This is a genomic window from Hymenobacter norwichensis DSM 15439, assembly GCF_000420705.1.
Lineage (GTDB): Bacteria > Bacteroidota > Bacteroidia > Cytophagales > Hymenobacteraceae > Hymenobacter > Hymenobacter norwichensis.
Genome location: NZ_ATVL01000009.1, coordinates 111024 through 137828, shown reverse-complemented (window position 1 = coordinate 137828; position 26805 = coordinate 111024). Strand labels below are relative to the sequence as shown.

The following is a 26805-nucleotide window of genomic DNA, read 5'->3' as shown; positions in this document are numbered from 1 at the left end:
ATTTATAATAGTCTAATGAAAAACGTGTTTTCGATGCAAGTGAACTTCAATTAGAATATGTCAATAAAAGGAAAAATTTTAATCTTATTACAATAATTATAAATTATATTATAAAATATCTTAATCATATAGTTATCAAGTTATTATAGATTTTTATTTAAAATAATTTCAATTTATTTTTTTAATATATAAACATCAAATTACATTTGCTCTACAAATCGTTCTATAAAAGACAGGCTTTAGTCAAAGCTTATGTCTTTCATTAACACACCTAACCCAACAAAACCCAAAATCATCATGAAGAACTGGTTACTCCGTTCGGTGAAAGCTGTTGTTACAGCTTCGCTTCTCTCACTCACTTTTCAAAGTTGCACAAAAGAAGTAGACGACGTAAATCCTAAGCTGAGCGCTAGCACGTCTTCTACCGATTCTTACGCTACGCTACCAGCAACTTGCAAATCAGTTTGCTTGGTGAATAGTCAGCGCCAGTACATTGGTACGGTAGATGCCGCCCTCGACAACAACTACCTCTACGTTACCTACAAAATCACCAAGCCCAACGTTTATCTGCTTGAAACCAACCTGGACGTGTTCCGGGATTGTGCTCAGCTCGTTAGAAGCTGGAAAATTGGTCTTTTTGGCATTATGCCCGACCGTTTTGCCTACCAGGCTTGCTTCCGTGCCACTGACCGCCGCACCACCTTCACCGCCCGGATTCCCCGCTCAGCCGTGGATTGCCTGAACATCGACTTGGTTTCCATTGCAGCCAATGCTGAACTCACCAACTGCGGTGTAGCCTGGGGCACTGAGTGCGACGGCACCAGCAACTGTGTGTCCATCAATAGCGCTACCCGTTTCCCTGGCCTGAACGGCGGCAGCTTCTTCCAACTCAACAAAACCGAGTGCTCGGCTCCTATCGACTTCACGTACGCTTGGGAAGATTTGCGTAACGCTGGTAATGACGCCGACTACAATGATTTAGTTATCAAGTCGAACGTAACCAAGCGCGCTGCTACTATGGACATCACCTTTACAGCTTCGGCTCGCGGTGCTGGCTACGACCATGCTTTCAAATTCAACCTGCCTAAAACCGGCGTAACCAGCATTACCGGTGCAGCCGACGTACAGGACAACGGTACTTTCTACACGGTAACGGTATTCCCGAGCACTAAGACTGCCCTACCGACCAGTGGTACTTCCGGTTTTGCTAATACTGTAGCTTCAGAGTTGTGCGTGACGCCAGCTACCCGCACTGTTACGGTCAACATCAACAGCACCTTCCGCTATAATGCGGCCCGTCCGTATGAGCCCTTCATTTCGGTGTACATCTCCGGTACTGCTAGCGGCACCCCTACTTACGACTTAGGCATTTATGACTTGGCCGCCAACACCGGTGACACTTGGACCGATACCGATGGCAAAGTATATCCGAACGGCATCTTGATTCCGGCCGATTGGAAGTGGCCCCTGGAAAACGTGCGTATCTCTACTGTTTACCCCACTTTCACCAGCCTGCCAAACTTCACGCCTACCTGGGCCAACACAGCACCTGCCGCTGGCTCGTTCAGCACCTGCGACTAACTTAGCCTTCGGGTAGCCACGGCATACCCCCGATTACTACTTGCAGCCCTTCGAAACGATGTTTCGGAGGGCTATTTTTTTGATGCTAATCGTTCCTATCTGTTATCTGTATGATGCTGTTAGTCTGCACGGCTGAGCAGGTTGATATGAGCCAAGTGGTGGCGGCCGTGCCAACTGTATTGCACCAGCGCTTGGTCGAGGGTGTAATCCTGCTGGTAGAGCGGGTGATGGAATGTGCGCTGCCACTTCTCGTCGGTTAGATGCCAGAGCAACGTCACCCAGCGCGTGTGCAACGCCTCCAGCAGTGCCAACGACACCGTAACGGGCGTGGCAGCCACATCGGGTAATTCCACCCAGGCATTCATATCGAAGGGCCGGATGGTGGGGTGGTCTTCGGTGAGAGCTAAGCGGTAGCGCAGATAGAAGTTTAAGTGCACATCGGCTACGTGGTGCAGCACCTGGCGGCCGGTCCAGCCGCCGGGGCGGTAGGTATTTTCCAGTCGTACTCCGCCGGCCTGGCGGGCAGCAGCCGTGAGCTGGGCGGGTAGTGCCGCCAGTTGCTCGATGTACACGACCCGCTCAGCGGGAGTAAGCGGCTTGTCTGGCAGTGTGGGCCGCCCGATGGGGTATTGCAAGTCGAGGTCAGGCAGATTGTTTTTCATGGCCGCAAACTATGAAAACGGCTGGAGTAGCAACGCCAGAACCCAGCGTTGAAACCCACAAAACTCTTTAGCCCAACCTGCTGATCAGTCCCGAACTATATATAGCAATGAAACCTATATATTCCAGCCATCTAATCTTTCTCTATCCTAACTTCCCGCTGCTTATCGTGAAAAAGTCACTCTTGCTTCTAACGCTGCTAATAGTCTTGGTCCTTCCTACTATCCATGCCCAGCACCAGCCCGTTACCACCGTTCCGCAGCTCACCGATTCCATTCAGCGCATCATGGCCAAGGAGCACATGCCGGGCGTATTGCTCACACTGGTAGCGCACGATTCGGTGCTGTTTGAGGGCGGGCTGGGGCTGGCCGATGTAGAGAACAAGCAGCCCGTAACGGCGCACACGCTGTTTCGGGTGGGCTCGGTTACCAAGATGTTTGTGGCCGTGGGCCTGCTGCAACTGGTGGAGCAGGGCAAGCTGCACCTCAACGACGAAGTACACAAGCTGGCTCCGGAAATCACCATCGATAACCCCTGGGAGGCCACCAACCCCGTGCGCGTGGTGCACCTATTAGAGCACACCGCCGGCTTCGACGACATGCACCTTAACCACGTGTACAACACCACCGCCACCGACCCGCGCGGCGCGGCGGTCGTGCAGGTATTTCGCCGGGAGCTACGCTGCCGCTGGCGGCCGGGGGAACGGATGTCGTACTCTAACCCTGGCTATCTGCTGGCCGGCTACCTGCTGGAAAAGCTGAGCAGCCAACCATACGAGCAGTACTTGGCGCAACACCTGTTGCGCCCCTTAGGCATGCCCGACGCCACCGCCGACCTACGCCCCGCTACCAACCCCAAGCTAGCCCGCGGTTACGCCTACGACAATGGCCGCTACCGCCGCCTCACGCTGTTACCCATCTACGCCGGCCCGGCCGGCTCGATGAGTGCCTCGGCCGCCGACCTTACCCGCTGGGTGCAATTCTTCCTCCATGATTTCCGAACGCCCGATGGCACCCAGTTGCTTCAACCCGCCTCCCTGCGCGAAATGGAAACGGCCCACAGTCCCCTTGAAGCGCGGGCTGGTCTGCTTTCCGGCTACGGTCTTGCCAACCAAGTGATGAACTGGAAAGGCAAAGCCTCGTTTCGGGGGCACGGGGGCGGTATTGATGGATTCCGGTCCACGGTGGCGTACAACCGGGAGTTGGGCGTGGGCTACGCGCTGTCCAACAACGGCGACCAAGGCACCAGCAGCATCGACAAGGTGGTGCGGGAGTTTCTGCTGCGCCAAGCGCCTACCCCCACTCCGGCCCCGGTTGTGGCGCTGGATGCAGCGGCCGTAGCTCCTTACCTCGGCCACTACGAAGACGCTGCGCCGCGCAACCAGCTTTTCGGCCTTAGCGACTACCTGCTCGGCGACCAGCACCTCACTCAACACGGGCAGTTTCTGCTGTTGCAGCCGCTCGTTGGCAAGCCCGATACGCTACTCCCCACCGGTCCGCTTACGTTCCGGCACCCCGCCCAGCGGCAAGCTACCATCGTCCTCACCCACGACCAGGACAACCGCCGCGCCCTTATCACTGCCGGCGGCTACTCGCTGGAAGCCAGCAATACGTGGTGGTGGCTGCGGCCCGCTATATTCGGCCTTAGTCTACTATTGATTGTTACGGCCAGCGTAGCCGGGCTGATCTGGCTGATTTTTGCGCTTCGCCGCCAAACGCCCCGCGCCCAGGTGCTGCCCCGGTTGCTGCCGCTGCTGGCTACCGCTGTTTTGGTGGTTACTGTGGTGGCTTTCGTTGGGCTGGCTGACCAGGTCTGGGACAGTGGCCACTTCAACTTCAAAACAGTGCTTCTCGGGGTCGGACCGGCACTTTTTGGCTTGCTTATCCTGGCTGGGCTGGTACTCACGGTGCGGCACTTCCGCGGGTTTCGGAGCCGCGTGGTGGCGTGGTACCTGCTGCTTACCTATGGCGCCCTGGGCTGGTTGTCCGTGGCACTGGCTACCTATGGTTGGATGAGTTTGCAGTTTTGGTCGGTATAGAGAAATACTTAGTCTCTGTACTTCGTGGGTGGTTGAATCGCAGCTTCATCCTGAGTGAAGACCGATGAAACAGCCAGCCTCGCAGGAGGGTGCAGGATGGAAGCGGCGGGTGTAATGGTGTCTTTGGATATTCCATAGAATACGCACGCCTCTTCCCTATCCCACCCATGAAAACAACCTTCCCGCTGCTGCTCGCGGCACTGACTACTGCTTTGCTCGCCGCCCCCGCGCAGGCCCAGATTGGCCGCCGGTTTCCCTCGGAGCGCAAAGTGGTGAAGGACCCGGTAACCGGCACCATACTCACTTTCCTAACCAGCACCCCGGCCGGCGACTCAAAAATCTACCAGACCCACATCCAATGGACTTCCGATGGGCAGTGGCTGATTTTCCGCTCGGGCCGGGTGCCCGGCGAGGCTATGGCGGTGCACGAGAAAACCGGCGAGATGGTGCAGGTGACGGAAGGCGGCTACACCGGCATGCTCAACATTGCGCGCAAGTCGATGAAGCTCTACTTCATGCGCAACCTCAGCAAAGACGTGAAGCCCGACGTACCCCACAGCGTGCAGATAATTGAGGTGGACTTGGCCCGGTTGTTTGCTGACAGCAAGGCCGGCAAGATGCAGCCCGCCAGCACGTACCAGCGGGTGTGCGGCACCACCGCTCCCGAACTGGGCGCTGGCGGCGACATGGCGCTCGACGCCAACGAGGACGTGGTGTACTTCCGCGAAGGCAAAACCGAAGCCGCCAAGCATTTAGCCCCCGACACCAAGATTACCGACTCGTTCGGACCGCGTAAAATGGGTGCGGGGCCGGCCGGGCTAGCCAGCATGAACGTGCGCACTGGCGCGGTGAAACACGTGGTGTCGGTGCCATTCCAGATTGGGCACGTGCAAACCAACCCCTGGATGCCCGGCGAAATCGTGTTCTGCTGGGAAACCGGCGGGAAGTCGCCGCAACGGACCTGGACGGTGCTGGCCGACGGCTCCGGCCTGCGCCCGCTCTACCCCGAGGCCGACTTTGAATGGGTGACGCACGAAGCTGTTATTGGGCCCGATGAGGTAGCCATTGCCATCATGGGCCACCGCAAAGTCAACTTCACCAAGAGCACCACCGGCCCTGCTACCGCCAGCAACGCTACCGCCACCACCCCCGACCAAGTGAACCCCGGCCAGGAAGTGGGCTGGGGCGAGGCTGGCACCCGCGAAAAGCCAACTGGCCTGGGCATCGTGAACCTACGTACCCGCGAGATGACCATTGCCGGCCAGACACCCAGGGGCAGTGGCCTCTGGCACGTACACGGCTCCTCGGATGGCCGCTGGGTGGTCGGCGACGACTTCTCGCGCAGTTTGTACCTGATTGACCGGCACACCCGCGAGATGCTGCTACTCTCCACCGGCCACAAAACCACCGCCGCCGACCACCCTCACCCCACCTTCAGCCCCGACGGCACCCGCATCCAGATTCAATCTGCCATGCTTTCCGCCGACAACCGCGCCATGAACATCTGTATTGTACCCGTGCCGGAGGCCTGGCTGAAACGCAAGTACCCCGAGCCCGCCAAATAGCTCCTCCTCTGCCTTCTGAAACCGCCCCGGCCGCTTCGCGTGGTTGGGGCGGCTTGTATATGTGCCCTGAGGAACAGCCTGCCCACCGAAAAGCAACGCACCTCTCGATTTATAGAAAACTCAACAGGAACCTGCGGCTCGACATTCCGTACCTTTGCGGGCCCGTACCGCAGCCGCTCCAACTGGGAGTTCAGCGCAATCCTCACCTCTCCCACCCATCATTGCCAGCTACTTCTATGCTGCCTGTTTTTCGGGCAGTGGCTGGGTGGCACCTTGTATCGTTTTTTTCAGTGCCTTAAGGCGCTTGTGTCCCTGGCAAAAGCTAGGTTTTCAGTTAACTCCATGTCCAAGCAGAAGTACTTTTTCCTAATCCTCATTCTGGGCAGCCTCACGGCGCTCGGCCCGTTTTCCATTGATATGTACCTGCCGGGCTTTCCGGCCATTGCCAAAGACCTGAACACGACGGCGGCCAAAGTGGCGCTTTCCCTGTCGAGTTTCTTCATCGGAATTTCCGCAGGCCAGCTCCTGTATGGTCCTCTATTAGACCGGTTCGGCCGCAAAAAGCCGCTGTATGCCGGACTGGTGCTGTATATAGCCGCCTCCGCGGGCTGCGCCGCCATTCACACTATTGATGGATTGATTGCGCTCCGCTTCGTGCAGGCCGTTGGTAGCTGCGCGGCGGGCGTGGCCTCGGTGGCCATGGTACGCGACCTGTTTCCGGTGAAAGACAGCGCCAAGGTGTTTGCCCTCCTGATGCTGGTAGTTGGCCTTTCCCCCATGGTGGCTCCCACAGTGGGCAGCTACTTCACGGAAGCTTTCGGCTGGCCGAGCGTGTTCCTGACCTTGGGTGTAATGGGTGCCCTCATGCTGGTTGCCTGCGTGCTCTGGCTGCCCGACACCTACACGCCCGACACCTCCCTGTCGCTCAAGCCGCTCCCGATTCTCACCAATTTCTGGTCGGTGCTGCGCGAGCCGCAGTTCTACACCTACACGTTTGCGGGCGCCATGGCCTTCTGCGGCCTGTTCGCCTACGTGGCCGATTCGCCGCTGGTGTTCATGGACATCTTCAAGGTGAGCACCAAAACCTACGGCTGGATTTTCGCCTTCCTATCTATTGGACTCATCGGTTCCAGCCAAGTGAACAGCTACTTATTACAGCGTTTCCAGAGTGAGCAGCTGGTGTTTTGGGCGCTGGTCTGCCAGGTACTCACGGCGCTGGTATTTTTGCTGCTCACCTTCAACGGCTGGATTGGCCTCGGCGGGACCATTGCGCTGCTGTTCGTGTTTCTGTGCTGCCTGGGGTTCAGCAGCCCCAACACTTCGGCCCTATCGTTGGCCCCGTTCACGCGCAACGCGGGTAGCGCCTCGGCGCTACTAGGCGCTATCCGGATGAGCATGGGCGCCCTGGCTTCCATGGGCGTGAGCGTGTTCAGCAACCACACCGCCGTACCGATGGTAGCCATTATGACGGCCACCTCAGTACTAGCGTTGCTGATTTTAGTGCTGGGCCGCCAGACCATCAAGGAGCAAGTAGACGTGCCGGTCGGCCAGCTCGCCGAGCCGGTACATTAGCCGGCAGTCAGTAAAACAGGAGCGTTGAGTGGGCAAACGGCAACGGTGGCGGCGCGGTATTGTGAAATCAGTAGCTTTGGTTTCCTACGCACTCTTTTTCTATGAAAACCGTTACTCTGCTGGCGCTAGCTACCACGCTGCTGTTCTCTTCCACCTCGTCTAAAGCCCCCGACGGCTGGGAGCCGCTGCTCGATAAAACCCTGAGTAAGTGGCGCAACTACGAAAGCTACCGCCACCTCGACGGCTACAAAGGCCAACAACCCACCGACGCCCAAGGCAAGCCCCTGGCCCCCATCGGCTACGATAAAAACGAGGCGAATGTGTTTTCGGTGGTCATGCAGGACGGCGAGCCAGTGCTGCGCATCAGCGGCGAGATATACGGCTGCGCGTTCACCAAACAAGACTACAGCAACTACCGCCTCAAGCTGAAAGTGAAGTGGGGCACTAAAAAGTGGATACCCCGCCTAAACGAGCCCCTCGACAGCGGCATCCTCTACAACAGCCAGGGCGAGGCCGGGGTAGACTACTGGCGCAGCTGGATGCTCAGCCAGGAGTTTCAGGTGTCGGAATACGCCGCCGGCAATGCTATGGGCGACTTCTGGTGCATCGCCAATTCCTCGGCCGATATCCGGGCAACCAAAGCGCCAGGGCAAGCAGCTTTCAAGTACGACCCCAAAGCCACTCCGGTGAAAATGGGCAACGGCGGCGCAAATTTCTGCCAAGCCACCGCCAACTATGAGGTGCCCAACGGCCAATGGAACGAGTTGGAGCTCATCAACGTGAACGGCAAAAGCGTGCACATCGTGAACGGCCACGTGGTTCTGGCCGTAGACAACTCGCGCTACGTGGTCAACGGCCAGCCGCAGCCCCTCACGCACGGCAAAATTCAGCTTCAAAGCGAGGCCGCCGAAGTGTTCTACAAAGGCATCCTAATCAAGCCTATTGATAGCATGCCAACCGAATACGCGCAGTATTTCAAGTAGACCGACATCAGCACGCGAGATGCTTCGGCGCCGCCTCTGCATGACGTTCATTTTACCTACTATCAATATAAACCGAAGCCGGCGTTACTACAAGCTGGCTAGCACCTTCAGAATCTCGCTAAACAACGGCCGCTTGGCTACTACCGGCTGTTCGCACTGTTGCTGCAAGTTGCGGAGCGCTTGTACGGTAGCCGAAGTAGTGGGCGCGGCGCAGTGCATCAGTAGGTCGTCGAGTAGGCAGGCAAAGGCGCGTACTTCCAGGCGTTGCAGAGCCAAGGCGGTTTCTGGGTCGTCGGGGTTGAAGAAACAGGCGGCCCCGAAGTCGCCGAGCAGGCACTCGCCGGTGGTGGTATAAAGGATGTTGTGGGCGTACAGGTCGCCGTGCATGATGCGGTGGGCGTGCAGGTGCTGCGCTACGCTGGCCATGCTGCGGGCAATGCGCAGTACCACATCCAGCGAAAAACTGGTGGTAGCCGCGTATACGTCGCGGGTGCAGGAGGCGAGGCTGGGCGGACCGGCCAAGTTGCCAAACTCCGGCGCGATTAGGTCCAGTACCAGCCCTTCCGCCCCGGTTGGGTGCCCGCTGATGCGGCCTTCTACCCCAATCAGGTTGGGATGCTGGCCGGCGCTGAGGCAGGCTGCCATTTCGCTGGCGGGCAGTCCGTCGCTGGTGCGGGCGCCTTTGAACAGCTTCACGGCTACTGGCAACGCCGGCGCGTCGGGCCGCTCCCACTGCGCCCGGTAAATCACGCCCGAGGCGCCTTCGCCCAATTGCTGCTGCACGGTTAGCTGGTCCCAGGCAATGGTACGGGCGGGCGTAGCGGCTACGGCGGCCACTTCGTCGGGGTCGCTGAACAGGTTGCCGGCGTACGCCAGCCACGCCAGCCGCGGCATGGTCAGCAGCCACGCGGGCAGTTCGGTGAGCTGGTTATCGGCAATGCGCAGCAGTTCCAGCTTGGTGCAGTTGGCCAGGGTTTCGGGCAGGTGGCGGAGCTGGTTGCCGGCCAGCATCAGCTTCTGCATCTGCGCGCAGTTACCTAGCTCAGCGGGCACTTCGCTCAACTGGTTGTCGGTGAGAATCAGCCAGCGCAGGGCCGGCGATAAGGCAGCGGCCGGCAGCGTGTGAATCTGGTTGGCCTTGAAGCCTACCATGCTCAGTTGCGGGCATTGGCCGAGCACCTCGGGCACGGCAGTAAAGTGGTTGTCGGAGCAGAACAGCACGCGCAGCTTGTGCAACCGGGGCAAATCGGCGGGCAAGGCGGAAAGCGCGTTGCCCGACAGGTTAAGGACTTCCAGCGAATCAGCTAGGTCGAAGATTTCCAGGGGAAACTCGGTCAGGCCGCAGGATAAGTCGAGGCGTTGGATGCCGGCCAGTTGCCCGGTGCGGAGTTGGTTAAGCGTGTGCATGCGGCAAAGGTAGGCGCGGCAACGCCGAAAGAGGCGGTTGTATATCTATAAGACTTGTTCCTGAATAATTAAGAGTCGAAGAAAACTTGTGTCATGCTGAGCTTGTCGAAGCATCTCACGGGCTGACATTGAGTTAGTAATCCAGTGTCAGCCCGCGAGATGCTTCGACAAGCTCAGCATGACGTTCTTTTTTACACGAATTTGCATTTAGGAGCAAGTCTACAGTCTGAAAGAGCAGCCAGCTGTGGCCCCCACCCCCAGTCCTCAGTCCAACGAAAACCACGCAGGCTGTTATCTTCATGTTTGCATTTGTCTCATTTTCCTTTGTGCATGGCTTACTTTTCTCCTGCTGCTGGCCGAACGTTTCTGGCCTCTACCCTGCTCACGCTTAGCTTCACTGCCTACATGAATCCCACGTCCAGCCTGGCCCAAGCGGCCCCTGGCACCACCATAGCCACTCCTGCCAATCCCCTCCTTGCCCCTTGGGCCGGCCCGTACGGCGGCTTTCCGGCCTTCGACAAGGTGCAGGTCAACCAGTTCAAGCCAGCTTTGGAAGCGGCTATGGCTGAGAACCTGAAGGAAATTCAGGCCATTGCCAGCAACCCGCAGCCTGCCACCTTCGAGAACACCATTGCCGCCCTGGAACGGGCCGGCAACACGCTGGAGCAGGTCCAGACCGTGTATGGCATCTGGTCAGGCTCATTGAGCAGCCCCGAGATGCAGGCCATCCAGCGTGAAATGGCCCCGCGCATGGCGGCCTTCGGCGACCAGATAACCCAGAACACCGCCTTGTTCAAGCGCATCGAAACGGTGTACAACTCGCCCGATAAGCAGAAGCTGACGCCTGAGCAACAGCGCCTCACCTACGTGCGCTACAACGCTTTCGTGCGGGCCGGGGCCAAGCTTGATGCCACCGCCAAAAAGCGCCTGTCGGCCATCAATCAGCAGCTGGCGGGCCTGTTCACCAAGTTCAGCCAGAACGTGTTGGCCGATGAAACCGACTCGGTGCTGGTGCTGAAAACGTCCGCCGACCTCGGCGGCTTATCGGCCGGGCTGCGCGACGATGCGGCCAGCGCGGCCACTACTCGCAAGATTACGGCGCCCGGCGTCATCACCAACACCCGCTCCAGCATCGAGCCGTTCCTGACCTACTCCGACCAGCGCAACCTGCGCGAGAAGGCGTGGCGCATGTTCTACAACCGCGGCGACAACGGCGGCGCCCACGACAACAACGCCCTGATTACCGAGATTCTGCAACTGCGCGCCGAGCGGGCCAAGCTGCTGGGCTACAAAACCCACGCCCATTTGCGCCTCGACAACACCATGGCCAAAACGCCCGAAGCCGCCATGCAGCTCATGGAGCAGGTGTGGGCGCCGGCCGTGGCCCGCGTGAAAGAGGAAGTGGCCGACATGCAGGCCCTGGCCAAAAAGGAAGGCGCGCCTGCCGACTTCAAAATTGAGCCCTGGGACTACCGCTACTACGCCGAAAAAGTGCGCAAAGCCCGCTACGACCTCGACCAGAACGAGGTGCAGCAGTATTTGCAGCTCGACAAAATGCGCGAAGGCATGTTCTGGGTGGCCGGCGAGCTGTTCAACTTCACCTTCGTGCCCGTGACCGATGTGCCCGTGTACCATCCCGACGTGAAGGTGTGGGAGGTGAAAGACAAAACCAGCGGCAAGCACGTGGGCCTGTGGTATTTCGACCCGTACGCGCGGCCCGGCAAACGCTCCGGCGCCTGGATGAACGCCTACCGCAACCAGGAACGCATGGGCGGCAAGGAAGTCACGACCATTGTATCCAACAACTCCAACTTCGTGAAAGGCAAAGACGGTGCCCCCACCCTGATTTCCTGGACCGATGCCACCACCTTGTTCCACGAGTTCGGCCACGCCCTGCACGGCCTCTCGTCCAACGTGACCTACCCCACCCTCTCGGGCACCAGCGTGGTGCGCGACTACGTGGAATTCCCGTCGCAGGTGCTGGAAAACTGGCTGCCCACGCCGCAGGTGTTGCAGCGCTTTGCCTTGCACTACCAAACCGGCAAGCCCATTCCGCAAGCCCTCGTCGACCGCATCGAAAAGGCATCCACCTTTAATCAAGGCTTCGAGACCACCGAGTTTCTGGCCAGTGCCCTCATCGACATGAAGCTGCACCTGGCCGGCGACCAGAAGATTGACGCCGACAAATTCGAGCGCGAAACGCTAGCCCAGCTAGGCATGCCGAGCGAGATTGTAATGCGCCACCGCACGCCGCAGTTCAGCCACGTTTTCTCGTCTGATGGCTACTCGGCTGGCTACTACAGCTACCTGTGGTCGGTGGTGCTGGCTTCTGATGCGTACGGCGCCTTCACCGAAGCCGGCGGCCCTTACGACAAAGCCGTGGGCCAGCGCCTGACCAAGTACATCTTCTCGGTCGGCAACACCGTGGACCCCGCCGACGCCTACCGCAGCTTCCGCGGCCGCGACCCGAAAATCGACGCGTTGATGCGCGAGCGGGGCTTCCCAATGCCAGGTGCAAAGGCCACCAAACCGCCGGTTAAGAAGCCGGCCAGCAAGAAAAGCTAAGCGCTACGTTCGAGTAGCCAATTACCTTTAAAACAAGAGCAGCCTCCGTAATCGAGGCTGCTCTTGTTTTAAAGTGTTAGACCGTCATGCAGAGGCGGAGCCGAAGCATCTCGCGTGCTGATGATAGGTTACTACTTAAACGATTTGAGCGAGATGCTTCGGCTGCGCCTCTGCATGACCGTTTATGGTATTGATATACTTCTTACAAGTATCGCAGCACCTCATTCAGCGAGGCCACTTGGTGAAACGACACGCCGGCCAGTTCTTCTTCGGGTACTTGCTCGTAAATCCAGGTGGTGTAGAACGGGACGTGGATGGCTTGGGCGCCCAGCTTGGCCACGGGCAGAATGTCGGATTTCAGCGAGTTGCCAATCATCACAAACGCTTCGGGGGGCACTTGGTAGCGGGCCAGGATGCGGCGGTAGGCGGCTTCGTTTTTCTCGCTCACAATTTCCACGTACTCGAAATAGTCACCGAGGCCGGAGCGCGCCAGTTTGCTTTCCTGGTCGAACAGGTCGCCTTTGGTGAGCAGCATCAGGGGCACGCCACGGTCTTTCAGCTCGCTGAGCACTGCTTCCACGTGCGGCAGTGGCTCGATGGTGAAGCTGAGCAGGCGCTTGCCGCAGTCGAGGATTTGCTGGATTTCGGTGCCCGTCACGCGGCCATCGGTCAGCTGAATCACGGTTTCAATCATGCACAGCATGAACGATTTGGCCCCGTAGCCGAACAAGTGCATGTTCTGGCGGTGCGTCTGGTTGAACGCCGCCGACAGCGTTTCGGCATCGGCGTAGTGGCTGAGCAACTCGGAAAGGTCGGCTTCGGCCTGGTCGAAGTGGGGTTGATTGGGCCAGAGCGTATCGTCGGCGTCGAAGGCAATGAGCTGGGGAGTGGGCATATGCTGTGTAGGCGAAATCAGGGCGCACGCAGCGGCGCCAGTTGGCAACGGCTGCTGCGCGCACACGAAACAGAGCCAGCAAAGTTACCGAACTTGCGTTCCATGAAACAGCAAATCGACCTTACGACGTGGCCCCGCCAGGAGCATTTTACCTTCTTTTCCGCCTTCGACGAGCCGTTTTTTGGTTTGGTAACCGAGGTGGATTGCACTAAGGCTCAGGCGGAATCCAAGCGGCTGGGCGTCTCGTTTTTCCTGTATTACCTGCACTGCGCGCTGCAAGCCGCCAACGAGGTGGAGGCGTTCCGCTACCGCATCGAGCAGGGCCAAGTGTTCCTCTACGACCGGATTCACGCCTCCGCCACCATCGGCCGCCCCGACCACACCTTCAGCTTCTCCTTCATCGAACAGCAGGATAACCTACCCGATTTTATAGCTGGGGCCAACGCGGAAATCGAGGCGGTGCAGCAAGCCACCGGCCTGCGCCTCAACGACCAAACTGGCCGGCCCGATGTCATCCATTTCTCGGCTATTCCGTGGGTGCGCTTCACCGGCCTCACCCACGCCCGCAGCTTCCAGCACCCGGATAGCTCTCCCAAGATTTCAGTCGGCCAAACCTACCAAGACGGCGCCACCCTGCGCATGCCGGTATCCGTCAACCTGCACCACGGCCTCGGCGACGGGTATCACGTGGGCTTGTTTCTGCAGGCCTTCCAGCGCCGACTTAACGGGTAACAGAGCATAATATCAACTCAACTGACCGTCATGCAGAGGCGCAGCCGAAGCATCTCGCCTGCTGACGTTGCCAAACTGAATTTAACGATTCGAGCGAGATGCTTCGCTGCGCTCTGCATGACGGTCTAGTATTGGTTTGCTAACAGCAAACCAGTTCCATATACAGCCGGTCCAGGGTGTCAGTGGGGTCCTGGCAGAGGCCGGGGTGTACGGGGGAGGTTTGCACGACGGTGCTGCGGGTGGCGGTTAGCCAGCGGAAACGGGAAGCCACGGGCAGTTGGCCAATGGTGCCGCCCTCTTTGCGGCCGGCGCAAATCCGCTCGAAGGCCCGCAGCCGCTCGTGCAGTTCCAGCAGGTCCAGGCCGGGGGCGAAGACTTGTAAACGCGCGGCGTTTAGCTCGAACTTCGTTTGCAGGAACCCCTTGCTGGCGCAGTACAAAATGACGCCGACGTTCAGAAACTCTTCGCGCTCTACCTTGGGCATGACGCGAATCACGGCATACTCAAATAAGTGCTTTTCTGGCATCCTGCGCGGCATTAACAAAGATTTCAGACGCCGCAAGACGGGTCTCTAGAAACTGAACGTACACCTGCCGATGCTCTTCGGCCGTGGCAAAAGGTGAGTCGCCGGTCAGCCACTCATCGGGAATCAGGGCCACGATTTCCCGGATGCGCGCCGGCGTGAGGATGGCGCGGTATTCGGCATCTACAGTGGCCAATTCACTGGCTTGGGGCAGCAACACATGGTCCTTTACCTGCGCAAACGGGCGCCGGGCCTGCTCGGCCACATCGGGCCAGGCGTGGTGGAAATAGAAGGCCGCGCCGTGGTCAATCAGCCACAGTTCCTTGTGCCACATCAGCATGTTGGTGTTGCGCGCCGTGCGGTCTACGTTGGTAATCAGGCAGTCCAGCCACACGATTTGCGAGGCCAGCCGGGGCTCGACGGTGGTAACTAACGCATCGAAGGTAATGGCGCCGGACAGGTAATGCAGCGCCAGATTCAGGCCTTCACTGGCTCGCAACAAATCCTGGATTTCTTCGTCGGGCTCGGTACGGCCGAAGGCTTCATCGAGGGTGATAAACACGATTTCCGGTATCCGGAGGCCCAATGCTCGCGCCAGTTCGCCGGCCAGCAGCTCGGCAATTAGGGCCTTGGCACCTTGCCCGGCACCCCGAAATTTGAGCACGTACAGAAAACCATCCTCGGCCTCTACCAGCCCCGGCAACGAGCCGCCCTCACGCAACGGTTTCACATACCGCGTCACCTCCACGGTGCGCAGCTCAGGTGGACTATAGTTCATAGCGCGAAATTCAACATTTATTTTTCTTACGCCTGTTAATGGCTCAGTAACTACAAAACTGCTCGTTCCTCATAAAAGGACGGTCATGCAGAGGCGTAGCCGAAGCATCTCGCGTGCTGACATTGCATAAGCAAACACAAGAATTCGAGCGAGATGCTTCGGCTGCGCCTCTGCATGACCGGTAGTGGCAGTTCCTTATTACCGGCGGCCTGGCCCGTAGAGCACCTGGCCGGCGCGGCGCTTGGTGTGTTGGCCGTTGCGCACGGTAAGTTGGCCGTTGACCAACACGTAGCGCATGCCCACGCTGTACTGGTGCGGCTGGGTGAAGGTGGACCGCTCGGCTACTTCCTTGGGGTCGAATACGACGAGGTCGGCGGCGAGGCCGGGGCGCAGCAGGCCCCGGTCGGTGAGGCCGAAGGTTTGGGCAGGCAGTGAGGTCATGCGGCGCACCGCTTCTTCGAGGCTGATAACGTGCAGCTCCCGCACGTAGTGGCCCAGCACGCGTGCATTGGAACCGTAGCCGCGCGGGTGCGGCACGCCCTCCTGCCACACCCGGATGCTGGCGTCGGAAGCCACCATGTTGAAGGGGTAGCGCATAATCTGCTGCACGTCAGGCTCGCTCATGCCATGGAACACCATGCCGGCATCGTGCTGCAACACCAAATCCAGGATGGTAGCGGCTTCGGCGCGGGCGTTGTGCGGACGCCCCCGACGCTGGTTGATGGCTTCGATGCTGAGGCCGTTGTAGCTCGGGTCGGGTGGGAAGCTGGCGACTACGGCGTAGCTGAAGTGGCGCAGTTTCCGCTTGCGCAGGCGCGCCACCAGAAAAGTTTCCACTGCCTTGCGCACCGCCGGGCGGGCCAGCCGAACCCGCAACGAGTCGCGGCCGTCGGCTTGCACGTTGTCGGGGAGCAGGGTGCTGAGGGACGTGGAGCTAGCGGTGTAGGGGTACTGGTCGATGGTGACTTCCTGGCCGTTTTGGCGGGCAGTTTCTATCAGGTTCAGCAGGTCGGCGGCGTGTCCCCAGTTGGCCTGGCCGCCCAGCTTGAGGTGCGAAATTTCCACGGGCAAGCCGGCTTCCCGCCCGACCAACAAGGCCTCCTGAATGGCCTGCCGCACACTGTCGCTCTCGTTGCGCATGTGGGTGGCGTAGAGGCCTTGGTAGCGCGCCGCCACCCGTGCCAAGCGCACCAGCTCGGGCGTGCGGGTGTAGGTGCCAGGCACGTAAATCAGCCCCGACGACATCCCCACGGCCCCGGCCTGCATGGCTTGCTCCACCAGCGTTTCCATCTGGCCTAGCTCTGCTTCCGTAGGCATGCGGTTGGCGCGGCCCATCACCGCCTTGCGTACGGTGCCGTGGCCCACCAGCGAGGCCACATTTACCGATAAGTGCAGACTATCGAGGAAGGCGAAGTAGCGGCGCAAATCGGGCCGGGAGGAGCCGCAGTTGCCGGTAATAACCGTGGTTACGCCGTCGTAGATGAAGTTATCGGCGGTAGGCTGCTTGACTTCATCGTCTTCGATGTGGGTATGCACGTCGATGAAGCCGGGCGCTACTATAAGGCCACGGGCATTGAGCACAGTATCGGCGGGGTAGTCTTTAGGCAGCCTTCCCACGGCAAGGATTTTACCGGCCTGCACGGCTACATCGGCGTAAAACCAGGCGTTGCCAGTTCCATCCAGCACCCGGCCGTTGCGGATCAGCAGGTCGGCGCGGGGCTGCTGGGCCAGGGCAGGATTGGAAAGCAGCGCGACGGTTAGGAACAGTAGAATTGCGCGCCACATAGCTGGGAGTAATAGGTATTTGGCTGGAAGATAAACGCCCTCTAATAAAATCCAGTGCCAAGCCATTTGACATGCAGAGCGCAGCGAAGCATCTTGCATACTGACAATGGATTACTACTCCACTATCAGCACGCGAGATGCTTCGCTGCGCTCTGCATGACGGGCAATTACAAATTACACAAAGCCTCACAAGACCTTACGGCACTCACCACCATTACGAGCTGCACGAAAGCGTGGCGCAACCGGGCTTGTCACTCGCCCAGGCGGGACGCTTGGCTGCCAGGTCGTCGTGCTCGGGCTGCTCGGCGTAAGGAGTTTTCAGTACGTCCATCAGTCGGTTCAGCACTGATAGGTCACCGGCTTCGGCGGCTTCAATGGCTTGCTGGGCGAGGTAGTTGCGCAGCACGTACTTCGGGTTCACGCTAAGCATGCCTTCTCGCACCGCTTCGGCGCTGGCGGTTTCCTGGCGGAGGCGGGTGGCGTAGCGGCCGAACCAGTGCTGCAAGGCCTCCTGCTCGGTGCCCAATTCAGGATAGGAAGCTGCGCTCCACAGCTCGTCGAACAACGGCTGCGCGGGTTGGTCAGTGGAACTCAGCAGACAATACGCAGCGTGCGAAAGCTGACGGAAGAATATCGTCATATCCACCTGAGTTTCGGCCAGGGCATCGGTCAGGCTGTCGATGAGGGCGCGGTCTTCTTCGGAGTTGCCGCTTGTCAGGCCCAGCTTGGCCAGCATCATCTGGTGCTGGGTTTCGGCCAAGGTGGTGCGGTACACGTCCAGGCCCTTGTTCAGCTCCTGCACGTTGGTGGTGATAAGCGGCGTGAGGGTCCGGGCCAGTTGGAACAGGTTCCAGAGAGCCACATTAATTTGCTGCCCGAAGGCGTAGCGGCGGCTGCCGAAGTCGGTGGTGTTGGGGGTCCAGTCGGGGTCGTAGGGTTCCAGCCAGCCGTAGGGGCCGTAGTCGATGGTGAGGCCCAGGATGGACATGTTGTCGGTGTTCATCACGCCATGCACGAAGCCTACGCTCATCCAATGCGCCACCATCACGGCCGTGCGGCGGCTTACTTCCTCGAACCAGCGCAAATACACCTCCGGCCCCGGCTCGCCTAGCTCCGGGTAATAATGCCGGATTACGTAGTCGGCGAGGGTGCGGAGGTTATCGATTTCGCCGAGGGAAGTCAGGATCTGGAAGCTGCCGAACCGAACAAACGTGGGGGCTACGCGCGCCACAATGGCGCCGGGCTCGGGCCGGGCGTTGCCGTTGTAGAACATGTCCCGCACCACTTCGTCGCCGGTGGCTACCAGACTCAAGGCCCGGGTGGTGGGCACGCCCAGGTAGTGCATGGCTTCCGAGCACAGAAACTCCCGCAACGAGGACCGCAACACGGCCCGACCATCGGCCCGGCGTGAGTACGGCGTAGGCCCCGCTCCTTTCAGCTGGATTTCCCAGTTGGTGCCGTCGGTGGCTTGCACTTCGCCTAATGAAATAGCGCGCCCATCGCCCAACTGCCCGGCCCAATTACCGAACTGGTGGCCGCCGTAACGGGCCGCAAACGGCTTCATCGTTTCCGTCACGAGGTTGCCGGCTAGCGCATCCACGGCCGGCCCGCGCTCCGGTGGGCGGCTCAGGCCTAGGTAAGCGGCCAGGTCGTCGGCCCAGGCCAGCAGGTGCGGGTCGTGCACGGGCGTTGGGTCGATGCGGGAATAGTGGTAGCCGGGTACCTGGCGCGGCAGCTTGTTGGGCGCTACTTCGCCGTGCAGCTCGTCTACCAGGGAATTATGAAACGTGACCTGATCGACAGGTGCTATAGATAGGGTCGTGGACGACATAAGCAAGCAATTTGAATGTACAGAGCTATTAAACCGGTGGTAGGCCGAGTCAGTTCAGCGCATTATCGGCAAAAGCAGTTCCTGTTCAGGTTCTAAAGCAAGGATAGGAAATAGAAAGCACGTCATGCAGAGCGCAGCGAAGCATCTCGCGTCCTGACATTGCATGAGTAAACCCAACGGCACCACGCGAGATGCTTCGCTGCGCTCTGCATGACATGCTTTATGACAGTTTTTTGGCTGACGTGCGCTATTCTACACTTCTACTTCAACTTCACCCGGTACAGCCGGAACGGGTACTGCACTCGGTCTTGGCCGTTGTTCCACTTGGGGGTCCGCTCGATTTGGGCGGCGGTGAGGTAGAGGTAGTTGTCGGGGCCGAGGCCGAACGAGTCGGGCCAGAGTAGGCGGTTATCTTTCACTACGGTTTCGAGGCGGCCGGCGGGCGTGACGCGGCGCACGGCGTGGTTGGGCGAATCGGTGAGGTAGACGTTGCCGGCGGCATCGGCAATCATGCCGTGCGAGATGCCCGTTTCGCCCACTTCCTCCACCCGGGTCGCCACTTCGGTGGGCGTGAGGGCCGCATTGCGCAGGGTTTCGGCAGGAATACGGTAGAGCTTGGTTTGGTTGATGGCGCGGTAGTACAGGTACTGGAAGTCGTGGGTGAGGGCAATGCCGTTGACGTTGCTGCTGAACGGTTTGCCGGTTTTGTCCTTCACTTCCTTGCCATCAATGCGCAGCACGAAGCCCGGCGCCGCCGCCGTAGACTTGTGGCCTTGCAGCACGAGGCGGCTTTTGCCAGTGCGCAAATCCAGCACCACTAGCCCGGCTAGCTTCGGGTCGGAGAGGTAGGCTACTTGGTTGCGCGTATCCACTCGCACATCGTTGAGGCCCGACCGTTCGCGCGGCAAGTCCTCGAACCGATAGATGCGCTCCACTTTGTTGGTGGCCAGGTTGACTTTCAGCAGCTTGATACCGGCAATAACCGGGGCTTCGTCGCCGGGGTTTGCGGGGTCGAGCACCCACAGGGCGTTGGTTTGGTCCACGAACAGGGCCTGTACATTTACGAAGCGGCTGGCGGCGCGGGTTGAGTCCCATTGGTTCCACTCGGCGTTGGGGTACGGCAGGCGCTTGCCGCTTACTATTTCAGCCAGGCCAAAATCGTAGTCGGTGGGGTGCTTGGGAAACGTGACGAAGATGCGCCCCTGCTGCGACACGGCCACGCCAATGGGCTGGTGCCGCCCGAATTCGGCCACTTCTTCTAAAGGTGTTTCCGAGGTTTGGGCAGCGGCAGTAAGTGAGGTCAAGGCGAGCAGGAAAAAGTAGAGCAGGCATTTCACAAGGAGCAGGTAAGGAGTAAGTAGCGCACAGCTTTTACTGCGCGTATCGGTGCTGACACGTAAACCTTTACAACGATGACGTGCAACGGTACGCGCACAGGCTTCGCGCTACCTTCCTACGGCCCGTTTTCGTCAGGGTTGACGGTTCAAGTTGCAACCTTCCTTCTCGCCCTTGGGTAGACCCTACAGCCACACCCCACCCGTTATGCGTCTGCTGTTTCTTTGCCTGCTTGCCTTTGCAAGCATTTTCACTGCCTCGGCCCAATCTCCTACCACCCACTTCACCACCACCGGCCGCATCATTCGGAAGGCACTGGCCCTCGACCAGCTCTTGGCTCCTGATGCACAGATTGAAATTGTGGCGGCCGGCATCGGGCACGCCGAAGGCCCGGTGTGGGTGCCCGACAGCAGCATGCTGCTTTTCACCGACGCGCCTACCCGCACCGTGTACCGCTGGAAGGCTACCGGCGGCCTGAGCAAGTTTCTGGAACACACCGGCTACTCCGGCCGCATGCCCTACGGCAAAGAGCCCGGCTCCAACGGCCTCGCGCTGGACGGCCGCGGCAACCTCCTGATTTGTGACCACGGCGACCGGCGGCTGGCCTCACTCCCACTCGCCGGCAAATTCGGCAAGCGTACCCTCACCGACAACTTCCAGGGCAAGCGCTACAACAGCCCCAACGACGTAGTGATTAACCCCAAAACTCGTCACATCTACTTCACCGACCCGCCTTACGGCCTGCCCCAGCAAGCCCTGGACAATAGCCGCGAGTTACCCACCGGCACCGTGTACCGCCTCGCCCCCAACGGCAAAATCACCCAGGAAATCAATAACCTGACCACCGCCAACGGCCTCGCCTTCAGCCCCGACAACCGCACGCTCTACGTGTCGCAATCCGACTCACTGAAGCCCGTTATTATGGCCTACGACGTGCGGCCGAACGGCCAACTAAGCAAAGGCCGCGTGTTTTTTGACATGAGCCAGCTAGAGCGCCCCCGCTTCAAGGAGGTGCCCGACGGGTTGAGAACTGACCGCAACGGCAACGTGTGGGCTTCGGGTTTCGGCGGCATCGTGGTGGTGTCGGCGCAGGGGCAGCATTTGGGCACAATTGATACTGGCGAGGTGGTGGCTAACTGCGCTTTCGGCGACGATGGCCACACGCTCTACATTGCCTCGGGCAGCTTTTTGTGCCGGGTCAAGACGCTGGTATCGGGTTTCTAATTACAAGTTGGCAGACCATTCAGCTACAGTAGAGCTTACCGCACCCGTATAAAAGTTAACCTTTCTCGTTTTTCGCAAGTACGCTATTGCGTGGCAAGGTGTCCCTAGCTTTGCACAGAACAGCCTATTATCTATGTCAACTACCGCCTTACCGGATTATCAACAGGTGTTTCGGGTGCTGCCCGGCAACCACTTGCTGCTGGCCCCGCAAGGCAAGGTGCTGGATTGTTCGGCGGGCTTCACTCTGCTGGCGGGTTTGCCGCTCCCGGAAATTGTAGGGGGCAACGGCTGGGACGCATGGCCTGCCGCCACCGAAGACATAGTTACTGCGCTAGCGCAGGTACGACGCACCCGGCAACCCGCCACACTTCTGCTAGAGCGGCAACACCTAACGTTTACGCCCGTGCTGGGTGAAGGCAACGGACTGCGGTACATCATGCAGTCCATTGAAAATCTGTCTGCTACTTCCTCCCCCTCCGAAACCAACCCGCCGCCACCTGCCCTACCCGACTCGATGCTGCATCGAACCCTGGCTGATGCCAGCACCCAACGAGTCTGGCTGCACAGCTTGTTTATGCAGGTGCCAGCCGCCATTGCCGTGCTGCAAGGCCCAAAGCACATTGTTACTCTGGCCAACGATGCCTATCAGCAATTGGTAGGCACGCGGCAATTAGTAGGAAAAACCATCCGGGAAGGGCTACCCGAACTGGAAGGACAGCTTTTCTTTGAGCTGCTCGACCAAGTGTACCGCACCGGTGAAAGCTACTTCGGGCACGAAATGGTGGCCTATCTGGACCGTGAAAACAACGACCAGCCGACGGCTTACTATTTCAACTTCATTTACCAGGCTATCCGCAACGCCACCAATGAGGTGGAAGGCGTCCTCGTTTTTGCCTTCGACGTTACGGCATCGGTAATGGGCCGTAGGCAACTAGAGCAAAGCGAAAGTGAATTGCAGGCAGCCAACGAAGAGCTAGCTACACTCAACGAGGAATTACAAGCCGCCAACGAGGAATTTCTGACCAATAATGCCGAACTGATAAGCACTCAGCAGCAGCTACAAATGCTCAACCAGCAGTTGGAAGCGCGGGTTCAGCGGCGCACCCAAGCACAGGCACTGGCGCAGCAAGAAGTGGAGCGGCAACGGGCGCGCCTAGAGCTGTTTTTTATGCAGGTACCGGCGGCTATCTGCATTTTCGATGGCCCCGATTTTGTATTCGAGCTAACCAATCCCGCCTACCAGCAGATATTTCCGGGGCGCCCGATGTTGGGCAAGCCGTTGCTGGAAGTTATGCCCACCATCAAGGGCTATCCGGCTTGGCGTACCTTACATGAGGTGTACGAAACAGGCATTACCCACGAGGAAAAGAGCGTTCCGATTCCGATTGCCCGCACCGCTGGCGGCCCACTGGAAGAAGCTTATTTCAACTACACCCAGCAAGCTCGCTTCGATGCGCAAGGCCAGATTGACGGCGTGCTGGTGTTTGCTTATGAAGTAACCGAGCAGATTAGAGCCCGCCAACAAGAGCAGCGCACGGCCCGCGCCTTCGAAACCATGACCAACGCCATTCCGCATCAGGTGTGGACTGGCACCGCCAGCGGCGACATGGACTACTACAACCAGCAGTGGTATGACTACACGGGCAGCACCTTCGAGCAGACGGCCGGCCAAGGCTGGCAGCAGTTCTGCCACCCCGACGACCTGCCCCAGCAACAGCAGCAGTGGCACCAAGCGCTGCGCACTGGTCAGCCGTATCAGGCCGAAGCTCGGTTGCGTGACCAGGAAGGCAATTTCCGCTGGTTTCTGATTCGGGCCCAGCCGTTCCGCAACGAGCAGGGAGTAATTACCAAGTGGTTTGGCTCCAACACGGATGTCCACGAGCAGAAGCACCTGGAGCAGAAGCTGGTAGAGAGCGAAGAGTACTTCCGCCTGATGGCCGACCGGGTGCCCATTATGCTGTGGGTAACGGTGTCTGATGGGCAATGCCTCTATCTCAACAAACAATGGTACGATTACACTGGCCAGCAGGAAGCAGAGGCCCTGGGTTTTGGCTGGACTGATGCTATCCACCCCGACGAGGCGGTGCAAGCTGGGGCCGCCTTCCGGGCTGCCAACGCCAACCAAACACCTTATAGCGCCGTTTTTCGCTTGAAAACCAAGGCTGGCACTTACCGCTGGGTGGTGGATGCCGGCCTGCCCAAGTTCAATAGTAGCGGCGAGTTTGAAGGTTTTGTGGGCTCAGTAGTGGACATTCATGAACGCAAAATGGCCGAGCATGCGCTGCGCCTAGCCAGCCAGAAACTCGCCAACACCAATAAGGAGCTGCGCGCCGCCAACCAGCAAAGCCAGCAGGCCAACCTCGACCTGGCCGCAACCAACGAGCAGCTCACCCGCATCAACCAAGACCTCGACAATTTTGTGTACACCGCCTCCCACGATTTGCGGCAGCCGGTGAATAACCTGGCGGGGGTGTTCGAGGAGCTGAAGCGCAGTGCCACCTTCCACGACCCTGAGGCCGAGCAGCTTATTGAGATGTTTGAAGGCGCGCTCCATCAAATTCATAGTACCATTCAGGAGTTGGCCGAGGTGGTGCACGTGGAGCGACGCAACGAGCAGTTTACGCCCGAAGCCGTGGAATTGCTACCGCTCACCAACGGTGTTATCCAAAGCATTCAGAGCCAGGCAACAGCCGCACACGCCGAGTTTCAGCTGGATTTCAGTGCGGCGCCTACCATTCGGTTTGCACGCCTCAACTTGCAAAGCATCCTCTACAATCTGCTCAGCAATGCCCTCAAATACGCCCACCCTGACCGACCGCCGGTGGTGCGCGTAACCACCGAGCGACAACCCAACGGTACTCATGTGCTGCTGGTGCAAGACAACGGCCTGGGCCTGGATTTGGCGCGCTACGGCAACGACCTGTTCAAAATGTTCCGCCGGTTTCATGACCACGTAAGCGGCTCCGGCATGGGCTTGTACCTCGTCAACCGCATTGTGCAGCAAGCCGGGGGCCGCATTGAGGTAAATAGCACGCTGGGCGTGGGCACCACGTTTCGCATCTATCCAAAGCGTAATGGAGCAGCGGAGCAAGTTGGCTAGTGGCGCAGAAATTCTGGTACGGCAGCTTAAATTCCAAGTTCTTTGCCTTGCCCTGAGGCCTACTATTACCAACTACCTGCTGCCCACATGCCTGCTTCGCACCCTCTCTGCCGTCTGATTAGTATAGCGCGTGGTTGGCTTGGCCTGCTTGTGAGCGTGCTACTGGTACTGCCACTGGCTTGCCTTGCGCAGGAAGACCGGGGCTATAAAGTGTATCAGTTTCCGGCCAATATGATTCCGCGCATCGATGGGCAGGCCGATGACTGGGCTAGCTTCCCGAGCGAGTACGTGGTGGGCACCGACCAACTCTGGGACGACTCCAAGCACTACCCCGCGCCCGACCCTGCCAACCTCGACGTGAAGGTGCGCGTGGCGTGGGTGAAAGGCCTGAATCGGCTGTATTTCCTTTACGAAGCCTACGACAACTATTGGGATTTTTCACTGCCGGGCTTACACAACGACACGTTTGAGTTGGTAGTGGACGGCGACTTATCGGGGGGGCCACTCATTGCCGAGCAACACCCCAACCAGGAGTTGCCCCTGATGGAGCGGTATTTCGCATTTCACGGCGTACACGCCCAGAACTACCACATCTTCACGCCGGCGGTGGGCAAAGACTGGTGCTTGGCCTGGGGCAGCCAGCCCTGGATCAAGCAGTTGCCTTACGCCAATATTGCTTACTCCTACCAGTTCAAGCCGGGCGAGCCGGGCAAGCTGACAGCCGAATTCTGGATTACGCCCTTCGATTACGCTGGCGCCGAAGGCCCAGCGCGCGCCGTAGAATCGGTGCTCAACGACTTCAAGAAAATCGGGCTAACCTGGGCCGTTATCGATTATGACGATGTGAAAGATGAAACCAAAAAGGGCTTTTGGAATCTATCGAAACAGCACAAGATGTACGGTAACTCCAGCCTTGGCACTGTGTTTACGCTTATGCCGCTGGAAGCTAAATACCAGCCCAAATTGGCGGCGCAATGGTCGTTTCTGATAACCGATATGGCCAAGCGCCAAGTGACGTTCCGAGACGAAAGCCTGGGCAGCATCAAGAAGTGGCATTGGGACTTCGGCGACGGTACCACCTCCGCCGAGCCCAGCCCGGTACACCGCTACAAAGAGGCCGGCAAGTACATTGTGGTGCTCACTGTGGATGGCCCAGCCGGTAGCGCCCGTATGGCCAAAGTGTGGGACGTGGCCGTCAAATAGGGTCAATCAGTTTCTGCATTTATTGAAGGATATTCAGATAGGATGTACTTTTTCGTTTGCCCGTTGTAGATTTGGGGGCTATGAAAACCCTCATTCTTTCTCTCTGCCTGGTAGGCAGCGGTATGGTTCAGGCAAAGCAGGCCACTGCTCAAAGCTCGTTGGCCGCCGCCAACACCAGCAAACAAGTCACTAAAGAAGGCGTGGTGCAGGTGCCAGGTGTATCGCGCGCGGCCTTGCAGGACCGGGCTAAAGCGTGGTTTGCCGACCGATTTATTGACGCCGGCAACCCGCTCATGCTCACCGACACCGATAACGGCTTCTTGATAGGTAAAGGCTCGACCCGCGTGAAATGGGGCCCCGCCGACATGAGCCGCAGCCACCGCGTATGGTTTATGCTAAGGTTGGAAGCGCAGGACGGCCGCTACCGGTATCAACTTCAGGATTTGCCCAATCAGCGAGATACCACCACCACAACTCAGGCCGCAGTTATTGAGCCGGAGGTTCCAGTTGCGGCTACTGCTGCGCCGGCCAGCCGGCCACCGGTAGCTAGTGCAGCCCGCAAAGGCAAAACCCAGCCCACTAAGCCCGCCAAACCCTACGATGCCGCCGTGCAGGAGCAGCTGGCGGAAATTGTGAAGTCCCTGACCGACGCCCTCACCACCACCACTGCCCAAGATTGGTAAGGTCTGGTTTATCTAGGAGGAGAAATTTTTTCCTGCGGTTTCTTGAAAACATATCAGGCTAACTGATAGCAGTACTTGCATACAAAATAGTTGAAAGCCCGTGGGGCCCCAGGAGATATATCTCCTGGGGCCCCACGGGCTTTCAACAAGCACTAAAAACTACGAACGTGCGGTGTCAGCTACTGGCCGGCAAGGTTCCCACTCCTCTCCGACCGTCACTCCCGAAGGAGCGCAGCACTTCCTTTTTCACCTAACCTGGCACCGTTTCGCCTCCCATTTCAACAGGCAAACAACCCAGGTTTAAACACTGCGGCCGACACCGCACGTTGCGTAGTTTATTTTTTA

Annotated in this window: 19 protein-coding genes; 11 read left to right on the top strand and 8 right to left on the bottom strand. The window is 58.8% G+C overall.

What is annotated here, in order from left to right; translation table 11 throughout:
• Positions 1-252: 252 nt before the first annotated feature.
• Complete coding sequence (locus G536_RS0115545) at positions 253-1581, top strand: LruC domain-containing protein (RefSeq protein ID WP_084708646.1); 1329 nt, start codon at positions 253-255, stop codon at positions 1579-1581.
• Between the two features lie 119 nt (positions 1582-1700).
• Here the strand turns inward: G536_RS0115545 and G536_RS0115540 are convergent, their stop codons facing one another.
• On the bottom strand, positions 1701-2243 hold the full coding sequence (locus tag G536_RS0115540) for a YfiT family bacillithiol transferase (RefSeq protein ID WP_022824530.1): 543 nt from the start codon (positions 2241-2243) through the stop codon (positions 1701-1703).
• A 206-nt stretch (positions 2244-2449) separates the two neighbouring features.
• On the opposite strand from G536_RS0115540, the gene G536_RS0115535 reads away from it, so the two are divergent.
• The 4 genes from G536_RS0115535 (at position 2450) to G536_RS0115520 (ending at position 8399) form a co-directional block, all read left to right on the top strand.
• Complete coding sequence (locus G536_RS0115535) at positions 2450-4279, top strand: serine hydrolase domain-containing protein (RefSeq protein ID WP_022824529.1); 1830 nt, start codon at positions 2450-2452, stop codon at positions 4277-4279.
• Positions 4280-4446: 167 nt separating this feature from the next.
• Positions 4447-5844, top strand: a complete 1398-nt coding sequence (locus G536_RS0115530; RefSeq protein ID WP_022824528.1) for a TolB-like translocation protein — start codon at positions 4447-4449, stop codon at positions 5842-5844.
• 342 nt (positions 5845-6186) lie between these two features.
• Positions 6187-7416 (top strand): multidrug effflux MFS transporter, encoded by a 1230-nt coding sequence (locus tag G536_RS0115525; protein WP_022824527.1) that lies wholly within the window; start codon positions 6187-6189, stop codon positions 7414-7416.
• A 101-nt stretch (positions 7417-7517) separates the two neighbouring features.
• Positions 7518-8399: a 3-keto-disaccharide hydrolase gene (locus G536_RS0115520; RefSeq protein WP_022824526.1), complete on the top strand. Its 882-nt coding sequence runs from the start codon at positions 7518-7520 to the stop codon at positions 8397-8399.
• 87 nt (positions 8400-8486) lie between these two features.
• Here the strand turns inward: G536_RS0115520 and G536_RS0115515 are convergent, their stop codons facing one another.
• Positions 8487-9806 carry a leucine-rich repeat-containing protein kinase family protein gene (locus G536_RS0115515; RefSeq protein ID WP_022824525.1) on the bottom strand — a complete coding sequence of 440 codons (1320 nt, stop codon included), beginning with the start codon at positions 9804-9806 and terminating at the stop codon, positions 8487-8489.
• Positions 9807-10136: 330 nt separating this feature from the next.
• Between G536_RS0115515 and G536_RS28210 the strand changes: the two genes are divergently transcribed.
• Positions 10137-12371 carry a M3 family metallopeptidase gene (locus tag G536_RS28210; RefSeq protein ID WP_022824524.1) on the top strand — a complete coding sequence of 745 codons (2235 nt, stop codon included), beginning with the start codon at positions 10137-10139 and terminating at the stop codon, positions 12369-12371.
• A gap of 202 nt (positions 12372-12573) precedes the next feature.
• On the opposite strand, the gene G536_RS0115505 is transcribed toward G536_RS28210, so the two are convergent.
• Entirely contained in the window at positions 12574-13266 is a 693-nt protein-coding gene (locus tag G536_RS0115505) for an HAD family hydrolase (RefSeq protein ID WP_026880237.1), read from the bottom strand.
• A gap of 102 nt (positions 13267-13368) precedes the next feature.
• Between G536_RS0115505 and G536_RS0115500 the strand changes: the two genes are divergently transcribed.
• Positions 13369-13998 (top strand): chloramphenicol acetyltransferase, encoded by a 630-nt coding sequence (locus tag G536_RS0115500; protein ID WP_022824522.1) that lies wholly within the window; start codon positions 13369-13371, stop codon positions 13996-13998.
• A 139-nt stretch (positions 13999-14137) separates the two neighbouring features.
• Here G536_RS0115500 and G536_RS0115495 read toward each other — a convergent pair whose 3' ends face one another.
• From G536_RS0115495 to G536_RS0115475, 5 genes are all read right to left on the bottom strand, one after another.
• Positions 14138-14524, bottom strand: a complete 387-nt coding sequence (locus G536_RS0115495; protein ID WP_022824521.1) for a DUF3037 domain-containing protein — start codon at positions 14522-14524, stop codon at positions 14138-14140.
• Complete coding sequence (locus G536_RS0115490; protein ID WP_022824520.1) at positions 14502-15299, bottom strand: HipA family kinase; 798 nt, start codon at positions 15297-15299, stop codon at positions 14502-14504. Before G536_RS0115490 ends, G536_RS0115495 begins: the two co-directional genes overlap by 23 nt.
• A 198-nt stretch (positions 15300-15497) precedes the next feature.
• Entirely contained in the window at positions 15498-17084 is a 1587-nt protein-coding gene (locus tag G536_RS0115485; protein WP_022824519.1) for an N-acyl-D-amino-acid deacylase family protein, read from the bottom strand.
• 214 nt (positions 17085-17298) lie between these two features.
• Complete coding sequence (locus tag G536_RS0115480) at positions 17299-18915, bottom strand: protein adenylyltransferase SelO (RefSeq protein WP_022824518.1); 1617 nt, start codon at positions 18913-18915, stop codon at positions 17299-17301.
• 260 nt (positions 18916-19175) lie between these two features.
• Entirely contained in the window at positions 19176-20219 is a 1044-nt protein-coding gene (locus G536_RS0115475; protein ID WP_245575845.1) for an SMP-30/gluconolactonase/LRE family protein, read from the bottom strand.
• A 238-nt stretch (positions 20220-20457) separates the two neighbouring features.
• Between G536_RS0115475 and G536_RS0115470 the strand changes: the two genes are divergently transcribed.
• From G536_RS0115470 to G536_RS0115455, 4 genes are all read left to right on the top strand, one after another.
• Positions 20458-21474 (top strand): SMP-30/gluconolactonase/LRE family protein, encoded by a 1017-nt coding sequence (locus tag G536_RS0115470; protein WP_022824516.1) that lies wholly within the window; start codon positions 20458-20460, stop codon positions 21472-21474.
• A gap of 133 nt (positions 21475-21607) precedes the next feature.
• Positions 21608-24574, top strand: coding sequence for a PAS domain-containing protein (locus tag G536_RS0115465; RefSeq protein WP_022824515.1), 2967 nt, complete (start codon positions 21608-21610; stop codon positions 24572-24574).
• Between the two features lie 87 nt (positions 24575-24661).
• Positions 24662-25777, top strand: coding sequence for a PKD domain-containing protein (locus tag G536_RS0115460; protein ID WP_084708645.1), 1116 nt, complete (start codon positions 24662-24664; stop codon positions 25775-25777).
• 80 nt (positions 25778-25857) lie between these two features.
• A complete protein-coding gene (locus G536_RS0115455; RefSeq protein ID WP_022824513.1) occupies positions 25858-26460 on the top strand; it encodes a DUF4468 domain-containing protein in 603 nt (200 codons plus the stop codon).
• Positions 26461-26805 lie beyond the last annotated feature (345 nt).